General features: G+C 38.9%; 23 protein-coding genes. 17 read left to right on the top strand and 6 right to left on the bottom strand.

The window, feature by feature from the left end:
* The first annotated feature begins 3 nt into the window (after nucleotides 1-3).
* The 3 genes from pyrF to ACRWQL_RS01275 are packed head-to-tail and all read left to right on the top strand — an operon-like array spanning nucleotide 4 to nucleotide 2,131.
* Nucleotides 4-702, top strand: a complete 699-nt coding sequence (gene pyrF / locus ACRWQL_RS01285) for an orotidine-5'-phosphate decarboxylase (RefSeq protein WP_434951877.1) — start codon at nucleotides 4-6, stop codon at nucleotides 700-702.
* Nucleotides 703-752: 50 nt separating this feature from the next.
* Nucleotides 753-1,565: an SDR family oxidoreductase gene (locus tag ACRWQL_RS01280; protein ID WP_434951875.1), complete on the top strand. Its 813-nt coding sequence runs from the start codon at nucleotides 753-755 to the stop codon at nucleotides 1,563-1,565.
* Nucleotides 1,566-1,579: 14 nt separating this feature from the next.
* Complete coding sequence (locus ACRWQL_RS01275; protein WP_434951873.1) at nucleotides 1,580-2,131, top strand: DUF2058 domain-containing protein; 552 nt, start codon at nucleotides 1,580-1,582, stop codon at nucleotides 2,129-2,131.
* Between the two features lie 46 nt (nucleotides 2,132-2,177).
* On the opposite strand, the gene ACRWQL_RS01270 is transcribed toward ACRWQL_RS01275, so the two are convergent.
* A complete protein-coding gene (locus tag ACRWQL_RS01270) occupies nucleotides 2,178-3,017 on the bottom strand; it encodes a hypothetical protein (RefSeq protein WP_434951871.1) in 840 nt (279 codons plus the stop codon).
* Between the two features lie 189 nt (nucleotides 3,018-3,206).
* Between ACRWQL_RS01270 and ACRWQL_RS01265 the strand changes: the two genes are divergently transcribed.
* A complete protein-coding gene (locus ACRWQL_RS01265; RefSeq protein WP_434951870.1) occupies nucleotides 3,207-4,961 on the top strand; it encodes an acyl-CoA dehydrogenase C-terminal domain-containing protein in 1,755 nt (584 codons plus the stop codon).
* 139 nt (nucleotides 4,962-5,100) lie between these two features.
* Here ACRWQL_RS01265 and dacB read toward each other — a convergent pair whose 3' ends face one another.
* Nucleotides 5,101-6,600 carry a D-alanyl-D-alanine carboxypeptidase/D-alanyl-D-alanine endopeptidase gene (dacB, locus tag ACRWQL_RS01260; RefSeq protein ID WP_434951868.1) on the bottom strand — a complete coding sequence of 500 codons (1,500 nt, stop codon included), beginning with the start codon at nucleotides 6,598-6,600 and terminating at the stop codon, nucleotides 5,101-5,103.
* A 229-nt stretch (nucleotides 6,601-6,829) separates the two neighbouring features.
* Here dacB and ACRWQL_RS01255 point away from each other — a divergent pair, with 229 nt between their 5' ends.
* The 6 genes from ACRWQL_RS01255 (at nucleotide 6,830) to ACRWQL_RS01230 (ending at nucleotide 12,030) form a co-directional block, all read left to right on the top strand.
* Complete coding sequence (locus ACRWQL_RS01255) at nucleotides 6,830-7,162, top strand: DUF1904 family protein (RefSeq protein ID WP_434926131.1); 333 nt, start codon at nucleotides 6,830-6,832, stop codon at nucleotides 7,160-7,162.
* A gap of 10 nt (nucleotides 7,163-7,172) precedes the next feature.
* Nucleotides 7,173-8,486 (top strand): CDP-diacylglycerol--serine O-phosphatidyltransferase, encoded by a 1,314-nt coding sequence (gene pssA / locus ACRWQL_RS01250; RefSeq protein WP_434951866.1) that lies wholly within the window; start codon nucleotides 7,173-7,175, stop codon nucleotides 8,484-8,486.
* A 69-nt stretch (nucleotides 8,487-8,555) separates the two neighbouring features.
* Entirely contained in the window at nucleotides 8,556-9,317 is a 762-nt protein-coding gene (locus ACRWQL_RS01245; protein WP_434951864.1) for a tRNA-uridine aminocarboxypropyltransferase, read from the top strand.
* Between the two features lie 89 nt (nucleotides 9,318-9,406).
* The gene (locus ACRWQL_RS01240) at nucleotides 9,407-9,775 is read left to right on the top strand and encodes a hypothetical protein (RefSeq protein ID WP_434951862.1); all 369 of its coding nucleotides are present in this window, start codon (nucleotides 9,407-9,409) and stop codon (nucleotides 9,773-9,775) included.
* 24 nt (nucleotides 9,776-9,799) lie between these two features.
* A complete protein-coding gene (locus ACRWQL_RS01235; protein ID WP_434951860.1) occupies nucleotides 9,800-11,758 on the top strand; it encodes a RecQ family ATP-dependent DNA helicase in 1,959 nt (652 codons plus the stop codon).
* On the top strand, nucleotides 11,755-12,030 hold the full coding sequence (locus ACRWQL_RS01230) for a hypothetical protein (protein WP_226409889.1): 276 nt from the start codon (nucleotides 11,755-11,757) through the stop codon (nucleotides 12,028-12,030). The genes ACRWQL_RS01235 and ACRWQL_RS01230 overlap by 4 nt, the downstream gene beginning before the upstream one ends.
* A 169-nt stretch (nucleotides 12,031-12,199) precedes the next feature.
* On the opposite strand, the gene eco is transcribed toward ACRWQL_RS01230, so the two are convergent.
* On the bottom strand, nucleotides 12,200-12,748 hold the full coding sequence (gene eco, locus ACRWQL_RS01225) for a serine protease inhibitor ecotin (protein ID WP_434951858.1): 549 nt from the start codon (nucleotides 12,746-12,748) through the stop codon (nucleotides 12,200-12,202).
* A 240-nt stretch (nucleotides 12,749-12,988) separates the two neighbouring features.
* Between eco and ACRWQL_RS01220 the strand changes: the two genes are divergently transcribed.
* Nucleotides 12,989-14,020 carry a GGDEF domain-containing protein gene (locus ACRWQL_RS01220; protein WP_434953441.1) on the top strand — a complete coding sequence of 344 codons (1,032 nt, stop codon included), beginning with the start codon at nucleotides 12,989-12,991 and terminating at the stop codon, nucleotides 14,018-14,020.
* A 6-nt stretch (nucleotides 14,021-14,026) separates the two neighbouring features.
* On the opposite strand, the gene ACRWQL_RS01215 is transcribed toward ACRWQL_RS01220, so the two are convergent.
* Complete coding sequence (locus ACRWQL_RS01215) at nucleotides 14,027-15,046, bottom strand: GGDEF domain-containing protein (RefSeq protein WP_434937733.1); 1,020 nt, start codon at nucleotides 15,044-15,046, stop codon at nucleotides 14,027-14,029.
* An 891-nt stretch (nucleotides 15,047-15,937) separates the two neighbouring features.
* Between ACRWQL_RS01215 and ACRWQL_RS01210 the strand changes: the two genes are divergently transcribed.
* Together ACRWQL_RS01210 and ACRWQL_RS01205 are read left to right on the top strand one after the other, a co-directional pair.
* On the top strand, nucleotides 15,938-16,594 hold the full coding sequence (locus ACRWQL_RS01210; RefSeq protein ID WP_434951856.1) for a glutathione S-transferase: 657 nt from the start codon (nucleotides 15,938-15,940) through the stop codon (nucleotides 16,592-16,594).
* Between the two features lie 238 nt (nucleotides 16,595-16,832).
* Entirely contained in the window at nucleotides 16,833-18,245 is a 1,413-nt protein-coding gene (locus ACRWQL_RS01205; RefSeq protein WP_434951854.1) for a LysM peptidoglycan-binding domain-containing protein, read from the top strand.
* A 135-nt stretch (nucleotides 18,246-18,380) separates the two neighbouring features.
* Here ACRWQL_RS01205 and ACRWQL_RS01200 read toward each other — a convergent pair whose 3' ends face one another.
* Entirely contained in the window at nucleotides 18,381-18,824 is a 444-nt protein-coding gene (locus ACRWQL_RS01200; protein WP_434951852.1) for a SirB2 family protein, read from the bottom strand.
* Nucleotides 18,825-19,361: 537 nt separating this feature from the next.
* On the opposite strand from ACRWQL_RS01200, the gene ACRWQL_RS01195 reads away from it, so the two are divergent.
* The gene (locus ACRWQL_RS01195) at nucleotides 19,362-21,101 is read left to right on the top strand and encodes a DUF885 domain-containing protein (RefSeq protein ID WP_434951850.1); all 1,740 of its coding nucleotides are present in this window, start codon (nucleotides 19,362-19,364) and stop codon (nucleotides 21,099-21,101) included.
* A 200-nt stretch (nucleotides 21,102-21,301) separates the two neighbouring features.
* On the opposite strand, the gene ACRWQL_RS01190 is transcribed toward ACRWQL_RS01195, so the two are convergent.
* A complete protein-coding gene (locus ACRWQL_RS01190; RefSeq protein ID WP_434953440.1) occupies nucleotides 21,302-22,054 on the bottom strand; it encodes a phosphatase in 753 nt (250 codons plus the stop codon).
* Between the two features lie 241 nt (nucleotides 22,055-22,295).
* Here ACRWQL_RS01190 and ACRWQL_RS01185 point away from each other — a divergent pair, with 241 nt between their 5' ends.
* The 3 genes from ACRWQL_RS01185 to ACRWQL_RS01175 all read left to right on the top strand — a co-directional run bounded on the left by ACRWQL_RS01185 (nucleotide 22,296) and on the right by ACRWQL_RS01175 (nucleotide 24,510).
* A complete protein-coding gene (locus ACRWQL_RS01185; RefSeq protein ID WP_226409880.1) occupies nucleotides 22,296-22,715 on the top strand; it encodes a LexA family protein in 420 nt (139 codons plus the stop codon).
* 2 nt (nucleotides 22,716-22,717) lie between these two features.
* Entirely contained in the window at nucleotides 22,718-23,974 is a 1,257-nt protein-coding gene (locus tag ACRWQL_RS01180) for a Y-family DNA polymerase (RefSeq protein WP_434951848.1), read from the top strand.
* 266 nt (nucleotides 23,975-24,240) lie between these two features.
* Nucleotides 24,241-24,510, top strand: a complete 270-nt coding sequence (locus ACRWQL_RS01175) for a hypothetical protein (RefSeq protein ID WP_434926144.1) — start codon at nucleotides 24,241-24,243, stop codon at nucleotides 24,508-24,510.
* The last annotated feature ends 127 nt before the right edge of the window (nucleotides 24,511-24,637 follow it).

Raw genomic sequence — 24,637 nt, 5'->3', positions numbered from 1 at the left:
AGTATGACTGATAAACCTATTGTTGTGGCTTTAGATTATAACAACAAAGCTGAAGCTTTAACGCTTATTGATAAACTTGATCCTGCTTTATGCCGGTTAAAAATCGGCAAAGAAATGTTCACTTTGTTTGGGCCAACACTTGTCAACGATATTCATCAGCGTAAATTTGATTTGTTTTTAGACCTTAAATTTCATGATATTCCCAATACTGTTGCTAAAGCTGTTAGTGCTGCTGCGGATCTGGGCGTTTGGATGACCAATGTGCACGCCAGTGGCGGCTTAGCCATGATGCAAGCGGCAAAACAATCCCTAGACAAATATGGTAGAGATGCACCATTATTAATTGCGGTTACTGTACTAACTTCAATGTCTGATGAAGACTTAGTCTTGCTTGGTATTAACGTACCAGCATTTGAACATGTGTTACGTTTAGCTAAGCTAACACATCAAGCTGGTTTAGACGGTGTGGTGTGCTCGGCCCAGGAAGCAAAATTATTGAAATCGACTTTTGGTCAAGATTTTAATTTAATTACCCCTGGCATACGCCCTGTAGGAAGTGATGCAGGCGACCAACATCGGATTATGACGCCACCACAAGCTATTATCGCAGGTTCTGATTACTTAGTAATAGGTCGGCCTATTACCCAGGCTGCAGATCCTCTCGCAGCGCTGAAGGCAATACATCAATCTTTACAAGTCTAATAGTATCGCTAATTTTATAGCTCACTTGCTGAACGTATTAAGGATAAAATATGTTTGATTATACAAGTCAAAATGTCGTTGTTGTCGGTGGCACTTCTGGGATCAATTTACACGTTGCCATTAGTTTCGCCCAAGCTGGCGCCAATGTAGCCGTCGCCAGTCGAAATGCAGACAAAGTGAACTCAGCTGTTGAATTATTAAAGCAAGCAAACCCCAGTGGCACACACATTGGCGTCAGTTTTGATGTACGAGATGAAAACGCTTTAGCGATAGGGTTTGCCACTATTGCACAAACCTATGGCCATATCGATGTATTAGTGAGTGGTGCGGCAGGTAATTTTCCTGCCAGTGCAGCTAAACTGTCTAATAATGGCTTCAAGTCAGTTATCGATATTGATCTTATTGGCAGTTTTCAAGTGCTTAAACAAGCTTATCCTTTACTGAAACGCCCCAAAGCTTCTATTATCCAAATTTCAGCACCTCAAGCCTATATCGCTATGCCTTTGCAGGTTCACGTTTGCGCTGCTAAAGCTGGGGTCGATATGTTAACGCGCACTTTAGCTTTAGAGTGGGGGATAGAGGGAGTCAGGATAAATTCAATCGTGCCAGGGCCAATTGAGGGAACGGAAGGTTTTAATAGACTTGCCCCCAGTGAAGCATTACAACAAAAAGTCGCTTCAAGTGTGCCATTACAACGTAATGGCCAGAAACAAGATATTGCCAATGCCGCATTATTTTTGGCTTCCGATATGGCTTCTTATATCACAGGCGTCGTGTTGCCAGTGGACGGTGGCTGGTCACTTGGGGGCGCGAGTATCGCAATGACCGAATTAGGCAGTTTGGCAGCAAAACACGGATTATAATTAAGGGTTCTACCATGGCAAATGCATTACAAGATCAATTACTAAAAGCGGGTTTAACTAGCAAACAAAGCGTTAAAAATGTGAAAACACAGAAGCGTCGCGATAAGAAAGCCAACGTTGACGACGGTAGCACGGTATTAAAGCAACAAATAGCAGAGCAAAAACAGCTTCAAGCTAAAAAAGATAAGCAGTTGAACGAACAACGCTTTAATGAAGCAACTGAAAAAGGCCAAGTGAAAGGTTTAATCTCTGAATTCATAAAATTTGCCATCTCTATTCCAAAAGATGCTGAGACTAAATTTAACTACACCTTAGAAAAAAAGATTTTTTCTGTCTATATTAATGACAAAATTCAAGGCCAATTATTAAATGGTTCATTGGGCATTATTCGTTATGAAGATAAAAGCTATTTAGTCCCCCACAAGTTGGCGGTGAGAGTTAATTTATTGGTTCCTCAGTGGTGCGGGTATTTATGGGATTCAAGCGCACAAGATGCAGTCGCACAAGTTGCTGATGCAGATGACCCATATGCTAATTATGCTATTCCTGATGATCTGATGTGGTAAATAATTACTGCAACATAAAAAAAGCCTCAATTGATTGAGGCTTTTTTTATACCCTTAATGCTTTAAATGCCAAAATTTGTTGGCAATATGCTAGATGATGGCGAATATCATCTAGATGCTGAGATGCATTAAAATCCATCAAAAACCAATTGGACAATCCATTTTCAGGTGTTTGATTATAAAATAGTTTTTCACATTTAAGTAGGTTATTTATGTCAGCTGCTTCAAGCCAGAAGTGTGCGTCTAAACTCGCTATTTGTTTCAGTATTTGCAGCTGCTCAACATAGTCATCAGGTAGCGTTACTTGGCATTTTAAAGCCGGGGTCTGCATATCATTATGCTCACCCAATAATGCTGAAATTGGATTAAATCCCTTTTGGGTAGCTATTGATGAGTTAAATTTGGGTTTCACATAAAGTTCGGGCCAATGCAGATGAGGATGAGTGAGTGCTATCCCTAATGCAATACGCCTCTCACCAAGCCAATTATGAACCATACACGGTAAAGTTTCTGTTTCCCCCATGGTTACGCTTCTTGCCAATGAAGGCAATAATGACATGCGAGTTAAGTAAACAGTTTTAGATATCATCGCAGACATTATTGCAGTAACAAGACCAGATGACGGCCAACAATCAATTCTTTTTATTAAGCTGTTAGCAACTGTGGTTAATATTTGCACAAAAATAGCATCGTTATGACTTCTTTCTACTGTAAATGCCTCGTCTACACCGGCATAAGGACCGTTACAAATAGTAATAGTGTCTTTATGTTGCGTAGCATTGAAGGTGATCGAAACGCCATTAGCTGATGGCAGCCAATCTCCATCAGCATTACCAATTATAGTTACTTGTTCAAGAGAGTCATAAAACTTTTGCAGGGGCATCATTACATCTACATCGTTAACAATTGCAGTTATTCTAACTTAAAAATGGCCTAAAACGGTTAAGCATTCGTAAATATATTAAGTAGTATAATTTTAACGCAATATCGTAAATGAACCAGTTTACACTTGTATTCAGCGAGTAAATTATATAAATTTAAACACCTGTTTTAATTATTCGTTTGAGAGACTGATATGAACCCATACCAAGCGCCCCTAAAGGACATGAAATTTTTGTTAGAAGACGTATTTGATGCCACAAATACCTGGCAACAATTACCAGAATTAGCTGACATGGTTGATATGGACACTGCAGTTGCTATTCTTGATGAAGCCAACAAAATCAGTCGCGACTTACTTCACCCTATTAATAGAAGCGGTGATGAACAAGGCGTCGTCCATGATGGCAATAAAATTATTACTCCCGATGGATTTAAAGAAGTATACAATCAATTTTCTGCAGGCGGCTGGGTTGGTCTTTGTGGTGATGCCGAATTTGGCGGTATGGGTATGCCTAAAATGCTAGGTATTTTGGTCGACGAAATGGGCTACAGTGCTTGTAATTCATTCGTTCTCTATAGTTCGCTAACCGCTGGCGCCGCACTGTGTATTAATGCCCATGCTAGTGATGAGTTAAAACAAACCTACTTACCTAATTTATACTCTGGCCAATGGGCAGGTGCCATGGATATGACAGAGCCGCATGCCGGGTCTGATTTACGTGGTATTCGCACTAAGGCCATACCACAAGAGGATGGCAGTTACGCCATCACAGGTAATAAAATCTTTATCACTGGTGGCGATCAGGATTTAACTGAGAACGTTATCCATCTAGTGTTAGCAAAATTACCAGATTCTAAAGGTATTTCATTATTTTTAGTGCCAAAAATTAAGGTTAATCTTGATGGCAGCTTAGGCGAGGCTAATGGCGTAACGGTTGGTTCAATTGAACATAAGATGGGGCTGAAAGCCTCAGCGACTTGTGTAATGAATTATGATAACGCCATTGGTTATTTGATAGGCGAGCCAGAGCGTGGCCTAGTGTGTATGTTTACCATGATGAACTATGAACGCTTAGCGATTGGCATACAAGGGCTAGGAAACGCACAAGCAGCTTATCAAATGGCCAGTGAATATGCTAAAGAGCGTTTGCAAGGCGTAGCCGCAGGCACTAAGCCAACGGGCGTGTCAGATCCCCTTATTGTGCACGGTGACGTGCGTCGTATGTTACTCACAATTCGTGCAATGACAGAAGCTGGGCGCGCCTTATCGGTATTAACTGGCAAGCAACTTGATTTGGCTAAATATGGCGAAGGCGATGTAAAAGCCAAAGCCAGCCAATATGTCGGATTATTAACGCCTGTTGCGAAAGCATTTTTAACCGATAGAGGCCTTGATGCGACTATTATGGCGCAGCAAGTTTTTGGTGGTCATGGTTATATTCGTGAAACGGGTATAGAACAATTTGTACGTGATACTCGAATTGCTCAAATTTACGAAGGTACAAATGGTATTCAAGCCATTGATTTCTTAGGCCGTAAAGTGACCGGAGATAATTTAGTTGCTTTGACATTATTTATTGAAGAATCAATTCAAACTCTGCAAACCCTTACCCATGTATCCGAAAAGCATATTACAGCAGTCAGTGAACGATTGAATGCTTTATTAGTTACAGCGGCCTACATTAACGATAACAAAGTAGCTCATCCTGCATTGATTAATGCTAGTGCGGTCGATTATTTGGATGCATTTGGTTATGCATTATATGGATATTTCTGGTTAGTTATGGCGGATAAGTCTACTCATCACATTGATAAAGACTTTAGCCAACAAAAGCGCTATGTAGCTGACTTTTATATGGATAAATTACTGGTCAAAGTGGATTACCATTTGTCTCAGGTTAATCAGGGTGATGTGTCTATTATGCAGATGCCGGCTGAAATGTTTTAACAAAGTCATCATTTACTAACAAAGGTAATAGCACCCGTTTAAAAAGCACCTGAAAGGTGCTTTTTTTGTTGGCAGTTATTTGACTTTACCCTACTGAATAGAGTGATCTTTTGGTAAACGTACTAATTTGTTAGACGAACTAATTTGGTAGACGAACTAATGGCATATCCATCAAGTTTTGCAATAAAATAGCCGAGAAAGGGGCTTTTTGTTTTCTCTTGATTTTCGGACTAAGTCCATTTTCGATCAACACAAACAGATACATTTTACCATTAGATGCTTGAAACTGGCCCGCTAAGTTTGACACGCCTAACATACTGCCGGTTTTCGCCATGACTTTGAACTTTAAAGGCGGTTTGGTGAAATAACGCTTGTACTTTAAGGTGCCTTTTATGCCCGCAACAGGCAGACTGCCGAGTAAATATTGATAATCCTGATCAGTGGCAATGACTTTTAAAACAGCCATAACATGTTCTGCGGATAATAAATTATAGCGAGAAAGGCCTGAGCCATCGGCAATGTTTGCCATTTCAAGCTCAATCCCCAATTCCCGTAACATGACGACTAAAGCTTGTGTTGTCTGCTTAAAGTTTAATGGCTGTTGTTTAAAATCCTCGGCGCTGGTGCGTAATAAGGCTTCAGCCATCAGGTTATCTGATTTAAGTAACATCTCATCAATCAGCTTAGGCAAAGGTGCTGATAAATGCGTGGCAATAGGCTGCAATTCTCCATTTGGTATGGCCAGTGTTGTATCAACAACAACTTTACCGGTTAACCTTATCTTTTGTTGCTTAAAAATCGCTTTAACAACATTGACGGCATAACCTTGAGGTTCGTTAATTGCAATGGCTAACGGTAAAGATTTGGCTCCAGCGTAACAACCTTTAAGAGTAAAATGATTACTGTCTTTTCTTATTAACTGTAAATCGCATGGAATAGCACTTGGCTGATATGGCGCGAAAACGGCTTCATTTTCAACATATATCGGTCTTTTCCCCATGACTTTTAAGGTCGCCTTTTTGTTGTAACCATTTGCGCTAAGCCTAGCGAAAACACAATTTTTATCAATAATAAAACTAGAGATAGGGGCGGCATAACAAATGCCTAAATCATCCCACACCCAACCAGGTGCTTGAAGCTGATCTTGGTGATGGCCAATAAGATGTATGTTGCCATTAACAGTGTGAACACCTGCTTGTTTTAATTGATTAATCAAGGTAATTAAATGGCGTTGCTTTAGAGTTGGATCACCAGAAAAAGTAACAAAAAGCTCATTTTTCAATATACCATTTGTTATGTCGAGTTTCTGCTCGCTTAAAAGCTGGGTTCTATATTGAAATGATTGACCCAGTTGTTTTGCACTGACTAATGCCGTCAGTAATTTTTGTATACTGGCAGGGTTCATCAAGGCATTTGAATTTTGTTTAAATACGCTCCTATTATCAGCTAAATCCCACACACTTAATGCTATGAGTGATGATTCCGGCTTGATCAAATTCATTATTGCAGCAACATGTAGCTGATCCTCAGCACTATCTTGTTCAATTTGTGTATGAGTTAATACTTGCTGTGCTGAGCTATCTAGGCAAAATAACACTAAAGCGGTAATGAACAAGTTCAACGGTTTATGTAAACGCATATATCAGCAACTTAAGGTAATCAATCTAGGTAAACTACGGCAATTGTAAGCGTTTTAAAATGATTTGTATAAAATAAAAATTTACAATTATTACGGGCTTTACGCCACAAAAGTGAGCATTTAAACTGCTAAAAATGCTGGTATGAGGGGTTTTAACAGAAATTTCTTGCTCAATAGTTTTTAAATCGGTACTTTCTATGCCAACTTGTTCACAGTCAGAGTTAACGATATGCCCCACATAACAATACGTGGTGTTAACCAACGCGTTGCGGAGCAGATCAGCCAACCATTATTTGAGCAGCTTTCTAAACTCTGTGGTAATGCAAAGAGTAGTTATACATTAGAGTGGATTGAATCAAAGCAATTTAGTGGTGCAAGTCCGTTTTTAGGGCTGGTGTTGATCGAAATATCTTGGTTCCCCCGTGATAAACTTATTCAAGATGCTGTCGAGTACGCCGTTCGCGATATCATATTAACGGTACAGTCATCAATTAAAGATATTGTTGTCATTTTTCATGTTTTAGAGCGTGAAAGGTATTATCGCAATGGTACACAATTTTAAGGAGGATGCCTTGCTGGACAAGCTTGGTGGAATTTCATTATCACCTGATGCGTTAAATTGGTTATTAACACCCAAAAATTTCAAACAAACGTTAATGAGTCAAATCGCGTCAGCTAAAACATCAATTTATATTGCTGCTTTGTACCTTGAAGATGACGAAGCGGGTAGAGAAGTGCTACAAGCATTATTAACCGCCAAAGCCAATAATCCTTCACTCGATGTTAAAGTGCTGGTTGACTATCATCGGGCTAGAAGAGGTTTGATTGGCCAAAAAGGGGATAGCGGTAATTATATCTTATATAGAAAAGCCATTGCTGCAGCACAATATCCCATTGATATTTTAGGTGTTCCAGTAAAGTCACGTGAGTTTATGGGCGTGTTGCACTTAAAGGGTTTTATTATTGATGACACAGTTATTTATAGTGGCGCAAGTATCAATAATATTTACATGCAGCAAGCTGATAAATATCGCTTTGATCGATACCATCTGATTAAAAGTGCTGAACTTGCACAAAGTATGCGAGCCATGATCCAAGATTACATTATTAGCGATCCTGCGGTAACAGCATTAACACAGCCAGTTGAAACCGAAGTGGTTAGTGACAAAAATGATATTCGCAATTTTAAAAACCGTTTATCACAAGCTCACTACGAATATGTGTCTACTCGTATTGGCAATAGAGTCACGCCACTTGTTGGACTTGGAAAAAAAGACAATACGTTAAATCAAGTGATTATTGATTTGGTTGACAGTGCATCAAAACGCCTTTTCATTTGTACGCCCTATTTTAATCCGCCAGCTGCGTTATCTAAAGTGATAAACAAGAAGCTAAAAGAAGGCGTTAAAGTGGATATCGTTGTCGGTGATAAAACCGCCAATGATTTTTATATTCCACCAGAAAAAGATTTCTCTACCATTGGCGCCTTACCTTATATGTATGAGCAGTCGTTACGCAAGTTTGCCAAACGTCAGCAATGGGCCATTGAATCAGGACTATTGAGTATCCACTTGTGGAAGCATGAACATAACTCATATCATCTTAAAGGCATCAGTTGTGATGATAGAAAACATTTGATAACCGGTTCAAATCTAAACCCTAGGGCATGGGCATTAGATCTAGAAAACGGCCTGTTATTGCATGATGAATCCGGCAGCTGGAAGCAACAGTTTATTGATGAGCAAATCCATATTCTGCAATATACAGAGCGCTTATTTCACTACAGTCAATTAGACGCATTACGTACTTACCCGCAGCCGGTTCAAAAGATAATGAATCGAATACGGCGATTAAAAGCAGACTTTTTGCTAAAACGTATTTTATAATAGCCAGCTAATTATCTAAAAATCATCACTTATCTAAGTGGTGATTTTTTCATTGCATAAGTGAAAGTTATGACTGACAAGTCAAATGCGCCACAGCACGCTGTTCATCAACTCTATTTATATAGAAAGTCACTCTCAACTAAGCCATTTGGTGCCAGAGGAAAGAAGCTCGTTCGTTGTGACCTGTGCCTATTAGGTGAACAATTTTGTACCTGTGCGTTACGTCAGTTACTGACATCGACAGTGAGTTTTTTGTTGGTAATGTATAATGATGAAGTGTTAAAGCCGACTAACTCTGGTCGATTAATTGCCGATCTGATTCCAGACACTCATGCTTTTTTATGGGACAGAACCAGTCCGCCTCAAGCAATGTTGGCACTCTTAGATAACCCCATCTATCAGCCTTATTTAATTTTTCCTCAGCAGTACATTGAAAGTCATCAGCCTGTTATCAATCATGTTGCCACGCAGCAATTAGCGGGCAAACGTCCCTTATTAGTGATGCTTGATGGCAGTTGGCGCGAAGCCATAAAAATGTATCGTAAAAGTACTTATCTTCACAGTATGCCGGTACTGTCTTTTTCTCCTGAGATCTTGGCAACCTATGCACTTAGAAAAGGGAGCCATGACTTTCAATTAGGCACGGCGGAAGTTGCAGCATTAGCCCTTGAAGCTGCTGGAGAGCCTTTAAATGGTGCCGTACTTCAGAAATGGTTCGATTTGTTTGTTGAGTCATCATTACTGGGTAGAAATCGACGCGCAAAAGACACATTAACGCCAATTAGTGATTATCAACAGCAGTATCTTGATGCTGTAAATGCAGCGAAATAGTCACCAATGTTAATTTATTCGCGATCTAAATTAATAACAAGTAAGATTATAGTACTGAATTGATGCAGGTATATTAAGGATATTTCCTCATGGGTGATGGCGTTACTCAACATAGTCAAAGCATGGTTAATAGCAAAATGGTGATACTGTATCGCCTAGAACCTGGTTGCTTAGGGCCAGATGGAATTGATCATATTGAAATATTTTGCTCCATAGCAGAACGTGCATTACAGTCACTCAATGCTGATATCTGCCAATGGCAACTTACTCCCAGATTTGATAAAAGTTTAGATGAGTTACAATACAGTCTTGCAGGTAAAATATTAACAAAAGATAAAGCGGCTAAATATGTTTTAGCCTGTGACGCTGATTTAGCCCAACTTGAAGAGTTTTTTGAAGATAAGTTAACTGAGCTGATCAATAAATATATTGCGAGGAAACTTCCCGCACAAAAATAGCATGATAACGTTAGGAATAGATTGATGACCGATCGCCACAGTGCACCATATTTGTATCAGCAATTAAAACAACAATTTGGTTTTGATACTTTCAGAGACGGTCAGTTAGAGGCTATACAGCAGGTTATACAAGGACAGTCTACGCTAGCAATATTTCCTACGGGATCAGGTAAGTCCCTTTGTTATCAACTCAGTGCAATTAATCTCCCCCATCTTACTTTGGTCATTTCCCCTTTACTTGCGTTAATACAAGACCAATTGATTTTTCTTAAATCAACAGGCATAAACGCAGCAAGTATTGATTCAAGCCTTAATCAACAAGAAATTCAATCTGTCATGCACTCGGTAAAGCAGGGTGAATGTAAAATACTGATGGTGTCGGTTGAACGGTTTAAAAATGAAAGATTCAGGCAGTTCCTCTCCCAAGTGACTATTTCTCAGCTTGTGGTAGATGAAGCTCACTGTATTTCAGAATGGGGGCACAATTTTAGGCCTGACTATCTTAAAATACCGCAAATTTGCCAAATATTTTCTATTCCACAAGTGCTGTTATTAACCGCGACAGCAACCAAGAAAGTTAAGCAGGACATGTGTGCCCGATTTGGTATTAAAGCTCAACATGTCATTCAAACTGGGTTTTATCGAGACAATCTTAACTTACAGGTCGTTCCTGTTGCTAAGCTGGATAAGTCACAACAATTAACTCGCCAAATCCAAGCCTTATTTGGCAGTGGTATTGTATATGTGACATTGCAACAAACCGCAGAACAAGTTGCTAGCACGCTAGTAAGCAATGGTATCAATGCGCAGGCGTATCATGCTGGTATGGATACCCAGGCTAGGCAATCAATCCAGCAACAGTTTATGAGCAACCAAGTCCAAGTTATTGTAGCGACTATTGCATTTGGTATGGGCATAGATAAGTCTGATATTCGTTTTGTCATTCATTACGATTTACCTAAATCAATCGAAAATTACAGTCAAGAAATAGGACGAGCAGGTAGGGATGGCCAAGCATCAACGTGTATCACCTTAGCCAATTTAGATGGTTTAAACACCATTGAGAATTTCGTTTACGCTGATACGCCAGATTTGCAAGATATCGAGAAGTTACTCAATATTATTCAAACAGAAACCGATGAAGCCGGTAAATGGGAGATGCAAGAGCTGGCACTATCCAAAGCCTGTAATATTAAAACATTGCCTTTGAAAACACTATTGGTTCAACTTGAACTGCAGGGCGTTATCCAACCTACGTTTGCTTATTTTGCAGATTTCAAATACCAATTGTTAATTGACAAGCTGGATTTATTGGCTCGTTTTGATCCATCTAGAGCCGCATTTATTCAAAAGATATTTGACCATACTCAGTTCAAAAAAATCTGGGGCCAACTTGATTTTGATGGATTACATCAAGCTACAAATGAGCCTAGAGCAAGAGTTGTTGCCGCACTTGAGTACTTAGCCGAGCAAGAATTAATTATTTTAGAAACAAAGAAAATGACTCAAGTATTTTATGTTAATATGACCGCTATTGTTGAAGTTTCTATTGCTTCGCAAATGCATACATACTTTAAAGATAAAGAGACTAAAGAGATACTGCGTATTGCCCAGTTAGTCCGTTTCTTCGAGTTAGGTAAGTGTTTATCGCGAAACTTAGCGTGTTACTTTGATGATATGAACGCGCCAATTGAATGCCATCATTGCAGTGTGTGTGACGGTAAAGTCGCAAAGTTGCCTGTTACCCATACAAGCCAAAAAATTGATAAAAACCAACTTAATCAGTTTATAACTGAATTAGAACAACAGGTTAAAGTTAAAAATATTACTATCACTCATTCTACGTTAATAAAGTTTCTTGCGGGTATGAGTGTGCCCATTCTTGCCAGATTAAAAGTTAAAAATCTTGCTGGATATGGTGCATTAAGCGAATGGCGCTATCAAGAGATCGTAAATGTTGTAAACACTTTGGAGGATAAATGACTACTGACAGTGATGAGTTACTCAAAAAACATTCAAACCTAATCCACAGTGACGGTGTGACGGTTGAGTCGCATACTCAGCGAGAGCAGGGTGAATGGGTATTACAAACCTTAATGATTAAAGGTTTTGATGTTCCTTTCAAATATCGTCGTAATAAAAAATTTAAAAGCTTGGCGGGTCAAAAAGTGAATTTAACTTATTATCCACGAGAGCAGACTGTAGCGGGTTTCAAAGTTGAAACAATGCAAGTTGTTCGAGTAAGACGATATTAATAATTACTAGGTATCAACATACGCTATCTTAATGCTCGGCTATATATCCACTGTGAGCGAATACCTTTTAATGAGTACATAGCAATAAGTACACGTTAATACAAATTAGTATCGCCAAACATGACTGCAACCGAGCTTAATTCTTATTTAAATACAATATATTACAGAGTTAGTTGCCACTAAAGTTAAAAGGTGTTTCAGCGCGCCAAATTCGATATCTTAGCTGTGCATCATGTGGTAAGTAGTATATTTTTGGTAAACGGCTATCATAATTCTCTTTTATACTTTCCCCTAGTATCACAAACTGAGTCGTCTTAGGCTCAGTGCACATCATCATGGTACTTGGGCCAGTCATTATTTTATCTACCTGAAAGTAATTATATCCCCAGCCTTCAACCGTTTTTTGCACAATTTCGCCCATAAGTTTATGTCGATTACAATCGACTAACTTATTCTGACCAATCTGGATTTCAAGCATATACTGGTCTTCATTTGATAATGTAGGCAGTGTAATAACATGCTGTTTCATATTGTCATCAGGCTTAGGAAACATCTTAATTTGCTCTGAAGATACATAATCACTTGCGGTATACACATCTGTTTTAGCTGACAGAGTATTTAGTTGCTCTTGATAAACGGGACTTGTCGCCATCACATTAGCTGAAAATGATAGACCAGTTGATAAAAGTACAACTGATAATGGTAATACATAATTCATAAAAACCTCTTTGACGTCCAAATAATTGCCTAATATATAATTGTAAACGCACAGAGATAACAAAAGGGTTAAAAATAAAATTAAATTTAATCTTTAACATTATAATAGAAATGGCTGATGCGGCCACTAACAAATTAACACCTATTTACACGTAAACAATTGTTTTTCTGTAACAAGTGTGACATAACATTATTATAGTCATTAACACCAGTCACAATGTCATTAGGATAGTCGTAGATGATGCAGCATAACCAAAATATAGAGCAAACAGCAGATATTCTTAGACTCGCCGTACCTAAAATGACAGCGCTTAATATTCCCGTGACCCCAGAAAATTATGCCATTTGGTATGAGTATTTTGCCGAATCGAATCTTAATTTAAAAAGAGCTATTGATGGTTTAATTGCCAATGGAGTCGTGTTTACTCCCAGCGTCACTTCAGGTCTCTATAATCGCTTTATTGAAGAGCGTAGCCCAGAAATCATTGAAAATGTTCAGATTGAAACGCATATTCTAATAAAAAGCTTATTTAATAAAATTGATCAAATGACCGAAGGTACAGCCTCATTTGGTGAGAATTTATCCGGGTTTAGTGAGCAACTACAACAAAACCCATCGTCAGAAATGTTGGACGATTTAGTACTAAATATAGCGGCAGAAGTAGAGCAGGTTGTTGCTGATAATAATAGAATGAAGTCTGATCTTGTCACACTTGGTGAGGAACTGCTTAACTTAAAAGGTGAAATGGAAAATTTAAGTAAGGTGGCAATGACAGATGAATTAACCTCATTAAATAATCGTCGCGCATATGAAGTTTTTGCATTAGAGCAACTCACCTCTTTTCAAGAAACACAAACAGGCTGCTGCTTATTACTGATTGATATCGATAATTTTAAAGCCTTTAATGATACATATGGCCATCTGATAGGTGACAAGGTGCTAGCTTATGTCGCTTTAGCCTTGAAAAATGCCGTTAAAGGTGAAGATTTCGTTGCTCGTTATGGCGGTGAAGAATTCATTATCATGTTGCCAGACACCAAAATAAGTGATGCCGTGATTGTCGCCGAGAAATTAAGAACTCGAATATCTGCTAAACAGCTAACAATTGGTAAAGAGACTAAACAAAATCTTGGTCATGTTACGGTATCTATAGGGATTTCAAACTTTAAAACGGGTGATGATGTCGATACCTTACTTGCACGTGCCGATAAACAGCTTTACCTAGCGAAATCTGACGGTAGAAACTGCGTTAAATACTATATACAGGATTAAGCTTGTTTAATATTTTGGTACTGGAATTGAGCGATTACGACCTAATCTTTTTGCTTCATAGAGATGCTTGTCGGCGTAATTAATTAACTGATCTATGGTTAACTGAGAGTGGTATTCTTCTATACCAATACTAATTGTTACGCTGATATCTTCCTCTTCCAGACTAAAAAGATGTTGTGATACTGCACAACGAACCCTTTCTGCAACATCAAAAGCTTTTACTTTATCCGTATCGGTTAATATAAAAAGAAACTCTTCTCCGCCCCATCGTGCGACATAATCTAAATCTCTTAAGTTATGATTAAATACCTTTCCAATATCAACTAACAGCTTATCCCCCGCATTGTGACCATACTTATCATTAACCTGCTTAAAATAATCGATGTCGCATAATAATACCGAAAAAGGCGCTGAAACGTCTGCAGTACTGACATATTGATTTAATATGCCTTGCGCATTTCTGCGATTATGTAACCCAGTCAGCTCATCAAAATGAGCAAGATGATGTAACTTAGCGTTAAGAACTAACGCATTGTTATACAATTCATTTCTAGAAAATTCATACAGGGCAGATAAAAAACTGATGGTTAAAAATGAATACAGTAGTCTAAGTTTAAACTCGGTAGGGTAAACAGCGTGGGGATAAATGTGTTGTGGCCAAAACATAATCAGACAACTTATTACGATAAAGATAACAATATTGATTAAGCCACGCTTGAAACCATGAATATACAAAGATACGGGAGGAACAATAAAAATCCACAGCGGTCCCGTTAAAGCAACTCCACCCGAGTAAATTAAGTAAAACATCAATACATAAAGTGAATAAATAACAATGTACGAACTTAACTTAACATGTTTTTTCTGTTTAACAAGATAGTAGGCAGCAGCATAAATGACACTAGATAGGCCTAAGGCTAGAAATAATATAAAATTATTATCGTAAATAGCAAAAAGCGCCATGGCGAAGGTGATTGACATGCCAACGAGGGAGAATAAAGCAATTACACGAGTTTGTTGCAACACGCCAAAGCTTTCGAGCTTAGTATCTGAATTATCTATGAATGTAATCCTTTTATGATCAAAGGTAATAATTAATCAAATAATAACACCGCAATTGATATACGCAAGGTATCTAGTTACAACACTGTTAATAGATCCCTAGCTTTTTACAATAAAAATACAGTATCACTTGGTCTTTTGCTTGGTTAACCCTCTAATAATTCAGATAACAATCTCGGCCTTTTACATATATCTCCTTGTATCAGGATATTTGTCGCCTCAATTAATTTACCAATAAACAGGGGGGTAAGTTAAAGTAAGTGAATTATTAAAGGCATCATGCTCTCAACCCTGCATTGTGGTAAAAGCAATTTAATACCTCAGGTTTAAACGTGTTCAAAGTAAGTTCATCGGATAAATAATCTGTAATTGATGCGTGTAACAGTGAAGCTTTTACCTCATTACCGTCAAGGAAAATTGTCCCCGGCTCGCCGAAAGAGGTGAGTATATTGCTTCTGATTCAAGTTTCTACCGTGTATTGTATTCAGCATTACCAAAGTAAAGCGAAGCCGAGTAATTTTCATAAAAAGCCAACATGTTATACCACTGAAAAAGCGAACTAAGTCATCCAAGCGGGACTAATGATAATCTATACTCAGAATCACTGTTGAGAACGGTAAGGGATTATCCACGGAGGTCTAGTTTGGTGATTATCCCACCCACAAGTCTAATCTGCTATTGATTATTTTCAATCATTGCTTGTTTATTATCAGATATATAGCGGTTTACAACACACTCAGAGAGACGTTCGGTATTAGTGCATTTTTAATATAGCGAATATTAATGGCATCAGAGTTAAGTTAGCAATGTGATATAATATATTTTCTTTAAACGGATTACTGATGAAATAATTTCATGCCATTACCTGTTCTTTATTCTTTAAGAAATTGCCCCTATGCGATACGCGCTAGATTAGCTATATACGCCTCTGGTCAGCAGGTGTATTTACGCGATTTAGTATTGAGTAATAAACCCGCGGAAATGCTTGCTGTATCGCCTAAAGGGACTGTCCCTGTATTAGTCACACTTGATAATGCGGTCATTGATGAAAGTTTATCGATTATGCAGTGGGCATTTTCGCAAACCGATCCCAATGACTATCTCCACAAATCAGCACCCAATGCCTTATCTGAAATGCGAGTTATGATTGAAAGGTTTGATAGTGAGTTTAAAGGACATTTAGAGCAATATCGCTGTTCTAAACGTTACCATGAGACTTCACTTCTTGATGACAGGCAAAAGTGTGAACCTTATCTAGCAGACCTTGAAAAGCGACTCTGCCAGCATCAATATTTAATGTCAGATAAACCAAGCCTGGCAGATTTAGCTTTAATGCCGTTTTTACGCCAGTTTGCTAGGGTAGAGCGGCAATGGTATTTGCAATCTCCTTATCCAAAGCTGCGTCAGTGGCTTAACGGTTATTTACAAAGCAGAATGTTTACCAAGGTAATGGCCCAGCAGCCAATGTGGTTAGACTTAAAAGAAGACGTTGTTTTTGGCAACCTTTTATAGGCTCATCTTCGATAGAAGAGTAATACTTAATTAACGCAATATTGTTTTCTATTATTAACACCTCTTTGTAAGAGGGATTATTTCAGTATTCATCTGTTGTTGATATCGTTTCAACAGATGAGGCAGTTAAACATATGGCTAGAAAAATAAAACTAAATTACAATGTCTAACTTTTTGTTTAAAAAATTTGCGATCGAATCACATAAATATCGACGCCATTGCCAAGGAACATCTTTAATTGAGAATATCAATTTTTGTTATTGCTACAGGTTTTATCCTGTTAAGTGGTTGCCAAACCGTGACGGTTAAAGATGTCGAAACAGAAAAAATCTCTCGTAATCTTGATAATACAACATCATCAAAAGTGCCTAAGTCTTTAGTCCGTCGCCCATATCAAGATAGTGGTGATGTGTGGGAACGTATCCGTTTTTCGATGGATATCCCTATTCCAGATGAACAGTTAGTTAATCAATATCGACAATGGTATATCAATAATCCACAGCATCTAGAACGTATTTCACAACGTGCGAAACCATTTTTATATTTAATTGTTGAAGAGTTTAACGATAGAGACTTACCCATAGAGCTGGCTTTATTACCTATGGTTGAAAGCTCTTTTAATCCACTTGCTTATTCCAGCGCCGATGCATCAGGCTTATGGCAATTTACTTCTCCCATGGCCAGTCATTTCGGATTAGAAATGAATTGGTGGTATGACGGCAGAAGAGATGTCCCTGCAGCCACAACTGCAGCATTAGATATGTTGGAATACTTGTATAAAAAAACTGACAACTGGTTATACGCATTAGCAGCATACAATGCGGGTGAAGGGCGGTTGCGAGAGGCTATCAGATACAATGAAGCTAGAGGCTTAAGCACCGACTTTTGGGCTTTACCCTTACCCAAAGAAACCAGACAATACGTACCGCAATTACTGGCAATTGCAGATGTCATAAAACATGCCGAACGTTATGGCATTAACCTTCAATCAATTCCTAACAAACCGCTCGTTGAAGTGATTGATGTCGGTAGTCAAATTGATATCGCTGTAGCAGCCGACCTGGCGAATATACCCATTACTCGACTGCAAAAGTTAAACCCGGGGTTTAATCGCTGGGCAACATCGCCCGACGGACCACATCAATTGGTTGTGCCAGTCAGTAAAGTAAATCAGTTTAAAAAAGCGCTTGAAGACACCGACATTAGTGAAAGAGTTAAATGGTTCAAATATCAGATAAAAGCAGGTGACAATATAAGTGCTATTGCTAAACGTCATCAAATAAGCGTGTCTAAAATTCAAGAAATGAATGACATTAGTGGTGATCGAATTATCGCAGGCCAAATACTTTTTATGCCACATTTAACGTCACAAGTAATACTCGATGTAGAACTGGCCGCCGCCAAATCTGCTCAAGTTTCATCGAATAAACCCACAATGGCAAATACAGTTCGAACGCCTAAAGGTGAAACTGCCGTTAACGGTAACCACACAGTTCAGTATGGCGATACACTTTGGAGCATCGCCAGGGTATATAAAGTCAGTGTAGAGCAGATCACTCGCTGGAATAATATGACCGATAAAGACAGGTTAAGTGTGGGTAAGACATTAATGTTTTATCATCAGCCATATAGCAAACAACAAACTCAATGACCTTCGGGTAACACCTATCGTTAGGTAAAAAGCTCCCATGTCAAAATGACCAGGTTGCTCTAAAGATCTGTTTTAGGATGACTAATATTGATGAGCTGCACCACTCGTTGTGCAGCTCCTTGTTATAGCACAGACCTAAGTAATAGTTGTTAGTATCGACTGGCTTAAATCAAAATAAACATTGGCATTTTCAACAATACCTTTAGATTTAAGATGATCAGCAAACCCTAATCGTGCACTCATCACTAGCCAAAATATGGCACTCAGCAAACCGACTACACGCCACAAGGTTGACTTTGCCCACTTAAGTGCCAACGTAATAGATAATACATAAAGCACAAAGCCGCCTAACTTAGAAGAGGCCCAGCCATTTACGAATGGATATAAGTTAAGTGGGTTAACCACGACAAGGTAGATAAAACTACAGATAAATAGCGTGTACAAAACATGCGGGCCGACCTTTAGCAGTTTGTTATTCACCTTGTCAGAACCTCTCATCGTTAACACAAAATTGATGATGAAAAATATAAATGTCAGTGCAATTATTGTCAGATGGGCGTGTTTAACTATCATGTACATGGTGTTATTCCCTAAAAAGTGATGTTGATTAAAACTGATACTATTGATTTATTAATTAAAACAAAGTTAATTATAAGTCTCTGAAATTAAAATTATTATTACAAAGTCTTTATATTCTTATACATACTTTATGTATCACTACGCGAAACAGCAACGTTATGTTCAATCCAGCTTAAAATGCTAAATCAAAGATACCTTAACGATCAAAAATATGACGTTCGATATGCATGTTAACATTCAGTTCTTTATTCAATATTAATAGTACATTTATATTTCACATTAAAAGTGTTCTATCACGCAAAAATCTATGTACCTATATCTACCCTTGGTGATTAAGTGTCTTGATGAAAAGTGCATTATACTCGCGATAAAGCAAGCAAATAGAGATGACGTGCCACTCGGCTTACAATTCAGTATTGATAACGATTCGTTACAGAATAGCTAACTGGGTATTTATCTATTGGTGCTGAAATTCAGTTATAGTAATCGCCTAAAATAATAAGCCGAAATAAAGGCCAAATAAAAAGGATTTAGTCGATGTCAGGCAAAAAACTCACCACAATTATCCCATTGCTGATGTTAATTCCAATGACTGCTTCTGCGAGTACTTGGGTAGATGTGAGTAATCAATACACCAATAAACAGATCCAGATAACCAGCCAGTTTCAACCCGAAATGGCCAGCTCAATCGGTATTACAGAAGCCGACAATCTGTGTAGCAGTATTACCAAAGCACAACAAGATAAGTACATTAAAACGCTTAATAACAGTAAGAAAACCTTACTAAAAGCACTGGAAACAGAAACTCTTTTACCTGTTCGCCAAGATCTTAATATTATTATCGACGATATTGATCAGACTATTTTGGCAGACCAGTTAGATGATAAGTACATGTTACCTTGGGTTGATGTCCCATTAATTATTTTTAGAGGGGTATCGGCATTATTGGATCAGCAAATGGCTGACAGCCGCAAACAAGCTGCTATAACGCGTTTGGCTTGTTATGTCGGTAAAACCGGTCAACCCGCATTAACTGAGCAAGCAAAAACCTTGTTTGAAACAGCGTTAAACAATAAAGCATTACTCGGCCCAACTAAAGAAGAAGTAGAACAAGCATTAGCCAGAACCGACACCTTACTGCAAGGTTTACAGCAATTATTTGATAAAAATGACTTCAGTCAAGCCGACGATAATTTAGCGCTGTTAAAAAAACAAATTACAGATTACCGTCAATGGGCTGAAAAAACGGTTATTCCTCATGCGCGTACTGACTATAAATTGCCATCTGAAATTTATGCGTTAAAACTTAAAAGTGCAGGAATTGATATAGACCCAAATTTGCTTATTGAACGTGCAAAAGCAAGTTACATGATCACCAAAGCGAACATGCAAGCTTTGGCTCCGTTAGTGGCAGCAAAGTTTGATATGCCATCGAGTGATTATCGCGATGTGATTAAAGCGCTTAAAAAAGACTCATTAGCCAATAATAAAATTGAAAACCACTATCGCGAAATTAACACTAAACTTGAAGGTATTATTACTGCGCAAGCGGTTGTCGACTTACCAAAACGTAATATGATTATGCGTCTTGCCAGCGATGCAGAGGCTGCGGGCAGCCCAGCGCCGCATATGTTGCCACCCCCGTTTATTGGTAACACTGGCGAGCAAGGTCAATTTGTACTGACAACCGGCAACCCCGCATTAAGTGGTGATGCCGCTTATGATGACTTTAACTTTAACGCGGTTGCGTACACATTAAGTGCTCACGAAGGTCGACCAGGACATGAACTGCAATTTGCCGTCATGCTGGAGCAAGGTGTGTCATTGGCTCGAGTGTATTATGCGTTTAATAGCGTCAACGTAGAAGGTTGGGCACTTTATGCTGAAGCTGAAATGCTGCCTTATTTACCCATTGAAGGCCAACTCATCGCCTTGCAACATCGACTATTACGTAACGCCCGTGCCATGTTAGACCCGATGCTAAATTTAGGGTTAGCCACCAAAGAGCAGGCTTACAATTTATTAAGCAATGATGTGGTGTTCTCAAAAGCCGCAGTAAAACAAGAAGTAGACCGTTACACCATGCGCATGCCTGGACAGGCGGGCAGCTACTTTTATGGTTTATCAAGGTTACTTGAAATAAGAGCCGATGTTGAATTGGCCTTGGGTGACAAATTTGACCGTTTAGCCTTTAATAACTTCGTGCTAGAACAAGGCTTAATTCCACCACACTTAATGGCTGAAGCAGTTAAACAACGTTTTTTAACCCAAAACTAATCTATTACGCGAGCTATACGGTCAGCGATAAGCTCAGCGATAAGCTCAGCGATAAGCTCAGCGATAAGCTCAGCGATAAAAATCCCATTTAAAGAGCACTTTAATGGGATTTTTTATTTAACATTCAATTCATTACTCGCGCGCACAAACGCCATAACACTCACCATGCACTCACATTAAAGCTGATGCAGTGACTCATTTTATGGCGAATCGATTAACACCGCGTATTCATCTAAATTGGTGTGGCCTCTTGCCGTTAAAAATGACAGTAATGCTTCAGGGCTGCGATTTAATAATCGCTCGATTGGAAAATCCACTGCATCAATAACTTCAATGCACTTTTCAAAGCCGCCCAAGCTAAATGCAACGTGAGAGTCCGATCCCATCACTAATAATCCGCCAGCGTGTTTCACTGCACTCGCAATGTCAGTGCAGTTAGCTAAACTGCCTTTACGAGAGGTTAAGAAAGACGAGTTATTAATTTCAAGCGCGACATTGTGCTCAGCGGCGGCTTTCGCAACCCGTTTAATGTCAATCGGATATGACGGATTCCCGGGGTGGGTAATGATGTCAACGTGGCCACTTTCAATGCAATTGATAAGTGCTTGTGTATGCGCTTCTTGGCTAGATGGTCGAAATACCGGCTCATGAAAACCCGCCAAGACAATATCGAGATCGGTTAAATAGCTGCCGTAAAAATCAATTTCACCTAGATCATTTTTTATATTTGCTTCAATACCGCGCAGCATACCAACACCATCCACAATTCTTGGCAATACTCGCATATTCACAAAATGCCAAAAGTGGGGCGCATCTGCCATGTCAGGCCCATGATCAGTAATAGCAAAAAGTTTAATGCCTTTAGTTTTGGCTATCGAAAAATAGTCATGAACAGTACTGTATGCATGGGTTGAAGCTATGGTGTGTGCGTGGGTATCAACAGAGAATTTAATCACGGATCTGGCTCTCTTTATTAAAAATATAAACAAACAGTTTACGCTGTAAAGCATCTATTCTCTATGAAATATACGCGGTTTAGACCATTCATAAATCGCCTCCGACTTAAATTACCTTGTTGATTGATCTTGCCCTAAAGCTAAAAAATAGGGTGATGATTTTTTGATTTTAATTAAAAACTGGCAATAATCCTTCAATATAATACAATAGCTGTATATTTATACAGTGGTGTTTATTATGCGCATTATTCCTATTCATGCCAGTGCGGGGATTACCGGTTTTGAGAGTCCTGCATCTGAGTATTTACAGTTATCGTTAAGCCTAGATGAACTATTGATTGAACATCCTAATGCCACTTTTATTGGTGTCGCAAGTGGTGACTCAATGCAGGGCGTCGGTATTTTTTATGGCGACCTATTGATTGTTGATCGCCATGAAACCGCCCGTCATGGTGATGTGATTGTTGCCAATTTTAATGGTGAGTTTGTGTGTAAAATTCTGGATAAAAACCGCAGGTTATTATTATCATCTAATGAGTTATATCAGCCGCAAGCGATAAACTATTATGATTCATTCAATATTGAAGGCGTGGTGATTCGCTCTATTCGTTGTCATCGCCAAAGCCCTTTACTGGCTAGCTCGCCCCAGGTGAGTTAACCATGTTTGCTTTAGTTGATGCTAATTCATTTTATTGCAGTGCAGAGCAAGTCTTTCGTCCAGACTGGCGCGGTAAACCCATTATAGTGTTGAGTAATAACGACGGCTGCATAGTTGCGGCTAACCGTCAGGCTAAAGAGCTTGGCGTACCAAAGTTTTCGCCTTACTTTCAGGTTAAGCACTTGTGCCAACAAAAAGGCGTTATAGCCTGCTCAAGTAATTACGAACTCTATGCCGATTTATCGATGAAAATGATGAGTATCATTGGCCGTTTTGCCCCCGAACAGCATGTGTATTCCATCGATGAAAGCTTTCTTTCATTCAAGCAGTGTTATCCCGCCATTCAATGTTTACGCACCCAGGGTCAATTAATTCGTCGTGCAGTATGGAAAGAAGCGCGTCTGCCGGTTTGCGTGGGCATGGGACCCACCTTAACCTTAGCGAAAGTGGCCAATCATGCCGCGAAGAAAATACAAGTCTACAAAGGTGTTTGTGTGATTGATAACGAGCCTGAGCGAATAGCTATTTTACAATCAATGAGTACCGGTGATGTTTGGGGAGTTGGTCGGCGTATTAGTAAAAAATTAGCTTTAATGAATATCAATAGTGCACTTGAACTGGCCAATATGCCAGCAGGATTAGCACGTAAACAATTCAGCATTGAAATTGAACGTACAGTGCGCGAGTTAAACGGCCAGGTATGTAAAGTATGGGATGAGGCGAGGGCAGATAAGCAACAAATTTTTTCTACCCGCAGTGTCGGTGAGCGTATTGTTGATTATGACTCATTGCTGCAAGCATTAAGTAAACATGTTGGTATTGCGGCGGTAAAGGCACGCAAGCAGGGTTCAGATTGCAAAACAATGATGCTGTTTGCCAGTAACTCACCCTATGATGACCATCCCGTCAACTTCAAAGTACTCGTATCATTTGCATGCCCGACAAATTGTACCAAAGAGTTAACCCAGGCCATGAGCAACGCAGCAGTAAAACTATTTAGAACCGGTGTTCACTATTACAAAATTGGCGTAGGTCTGCTTGATTTAAGCTGTGAAAAACACACCCAATTCGATTTATTTAACCCACCTAAAGCTAATCCAGCATTGATGAAAACGCTTGATGCTATCAATCAACGCTATGGCACAGATACCTTATTTGTAGCCGCTCAAGGCATTGAACATAAATGGGCCATGCGACGAGAATTACTGACGCCGCAATACACAACCGACTGGAAAAGCTTGCCATTCATTAAGTGCTAAAGAGTAAGCTAATTTAAAAATCGTAAGGTAACTTGCACTGGCTGAACATTCCGAAACGAAGATAAAAGTGTTAGTCGATGATATTGTCGTCTCAAAAAATGTCGTTACGGTGCACAAAATCCAATCAGATTATCAACACAGGTAAATTTTACTCAACCTTGACGTTACATTCTTGACAGCAATGCTCAAATAATGCGGAGTTTACGCTATTGCTTGCACCATGCTTGCGGCATAATGACGTTAAGTATTTAAACAGAGTCGTTATAATGGATAATCAGCAAGATAGTTACATGACTGAAGAAACGCTCATTGAAGTCGTCGAAAATCAAATCGCCGACAGTGAACCCAAAAAAGTAAAAGAAACCCTAATGCGTTTAGTCATGACAGGTACACCGCGTGAAGACGCTATTCAATTGATGGCTTGCGCGTTGGCTATCGAAGTTTTCGATGTCATGAAAAATGGTGCCTCTTTTAACGAAATACGTTATAGCCAGCATTTGGATGCACTACCGAATATAGATTGGATGGAAGATTAATAACTCATAAATTCCTGTTTGACTTGAACAGTACAACTCGTGTGTCGTTTTATTAATGAGAAAACCTAGTGAAGCCATCTTATGTGCAATCTAATATCAAGATCCTTCGTTAACATCCAACAATCTA

This window comes from Shewanella sp. HL-SH4 (genome assembly GCF_051164845.1).
Taxonomy (GTDB): domain Bacteria; phylum Pseudomonadota; class Gammaproteobacteria; order Enterobacterales; family Shewanellaceae; genus Shewanella; species Shewanella glacialimarina.
The sequence above is the reverse complement of the archived record's forward strand: the minus strand, read 5'-3'. Positions and strand labels throughout refer to the sequence as shown.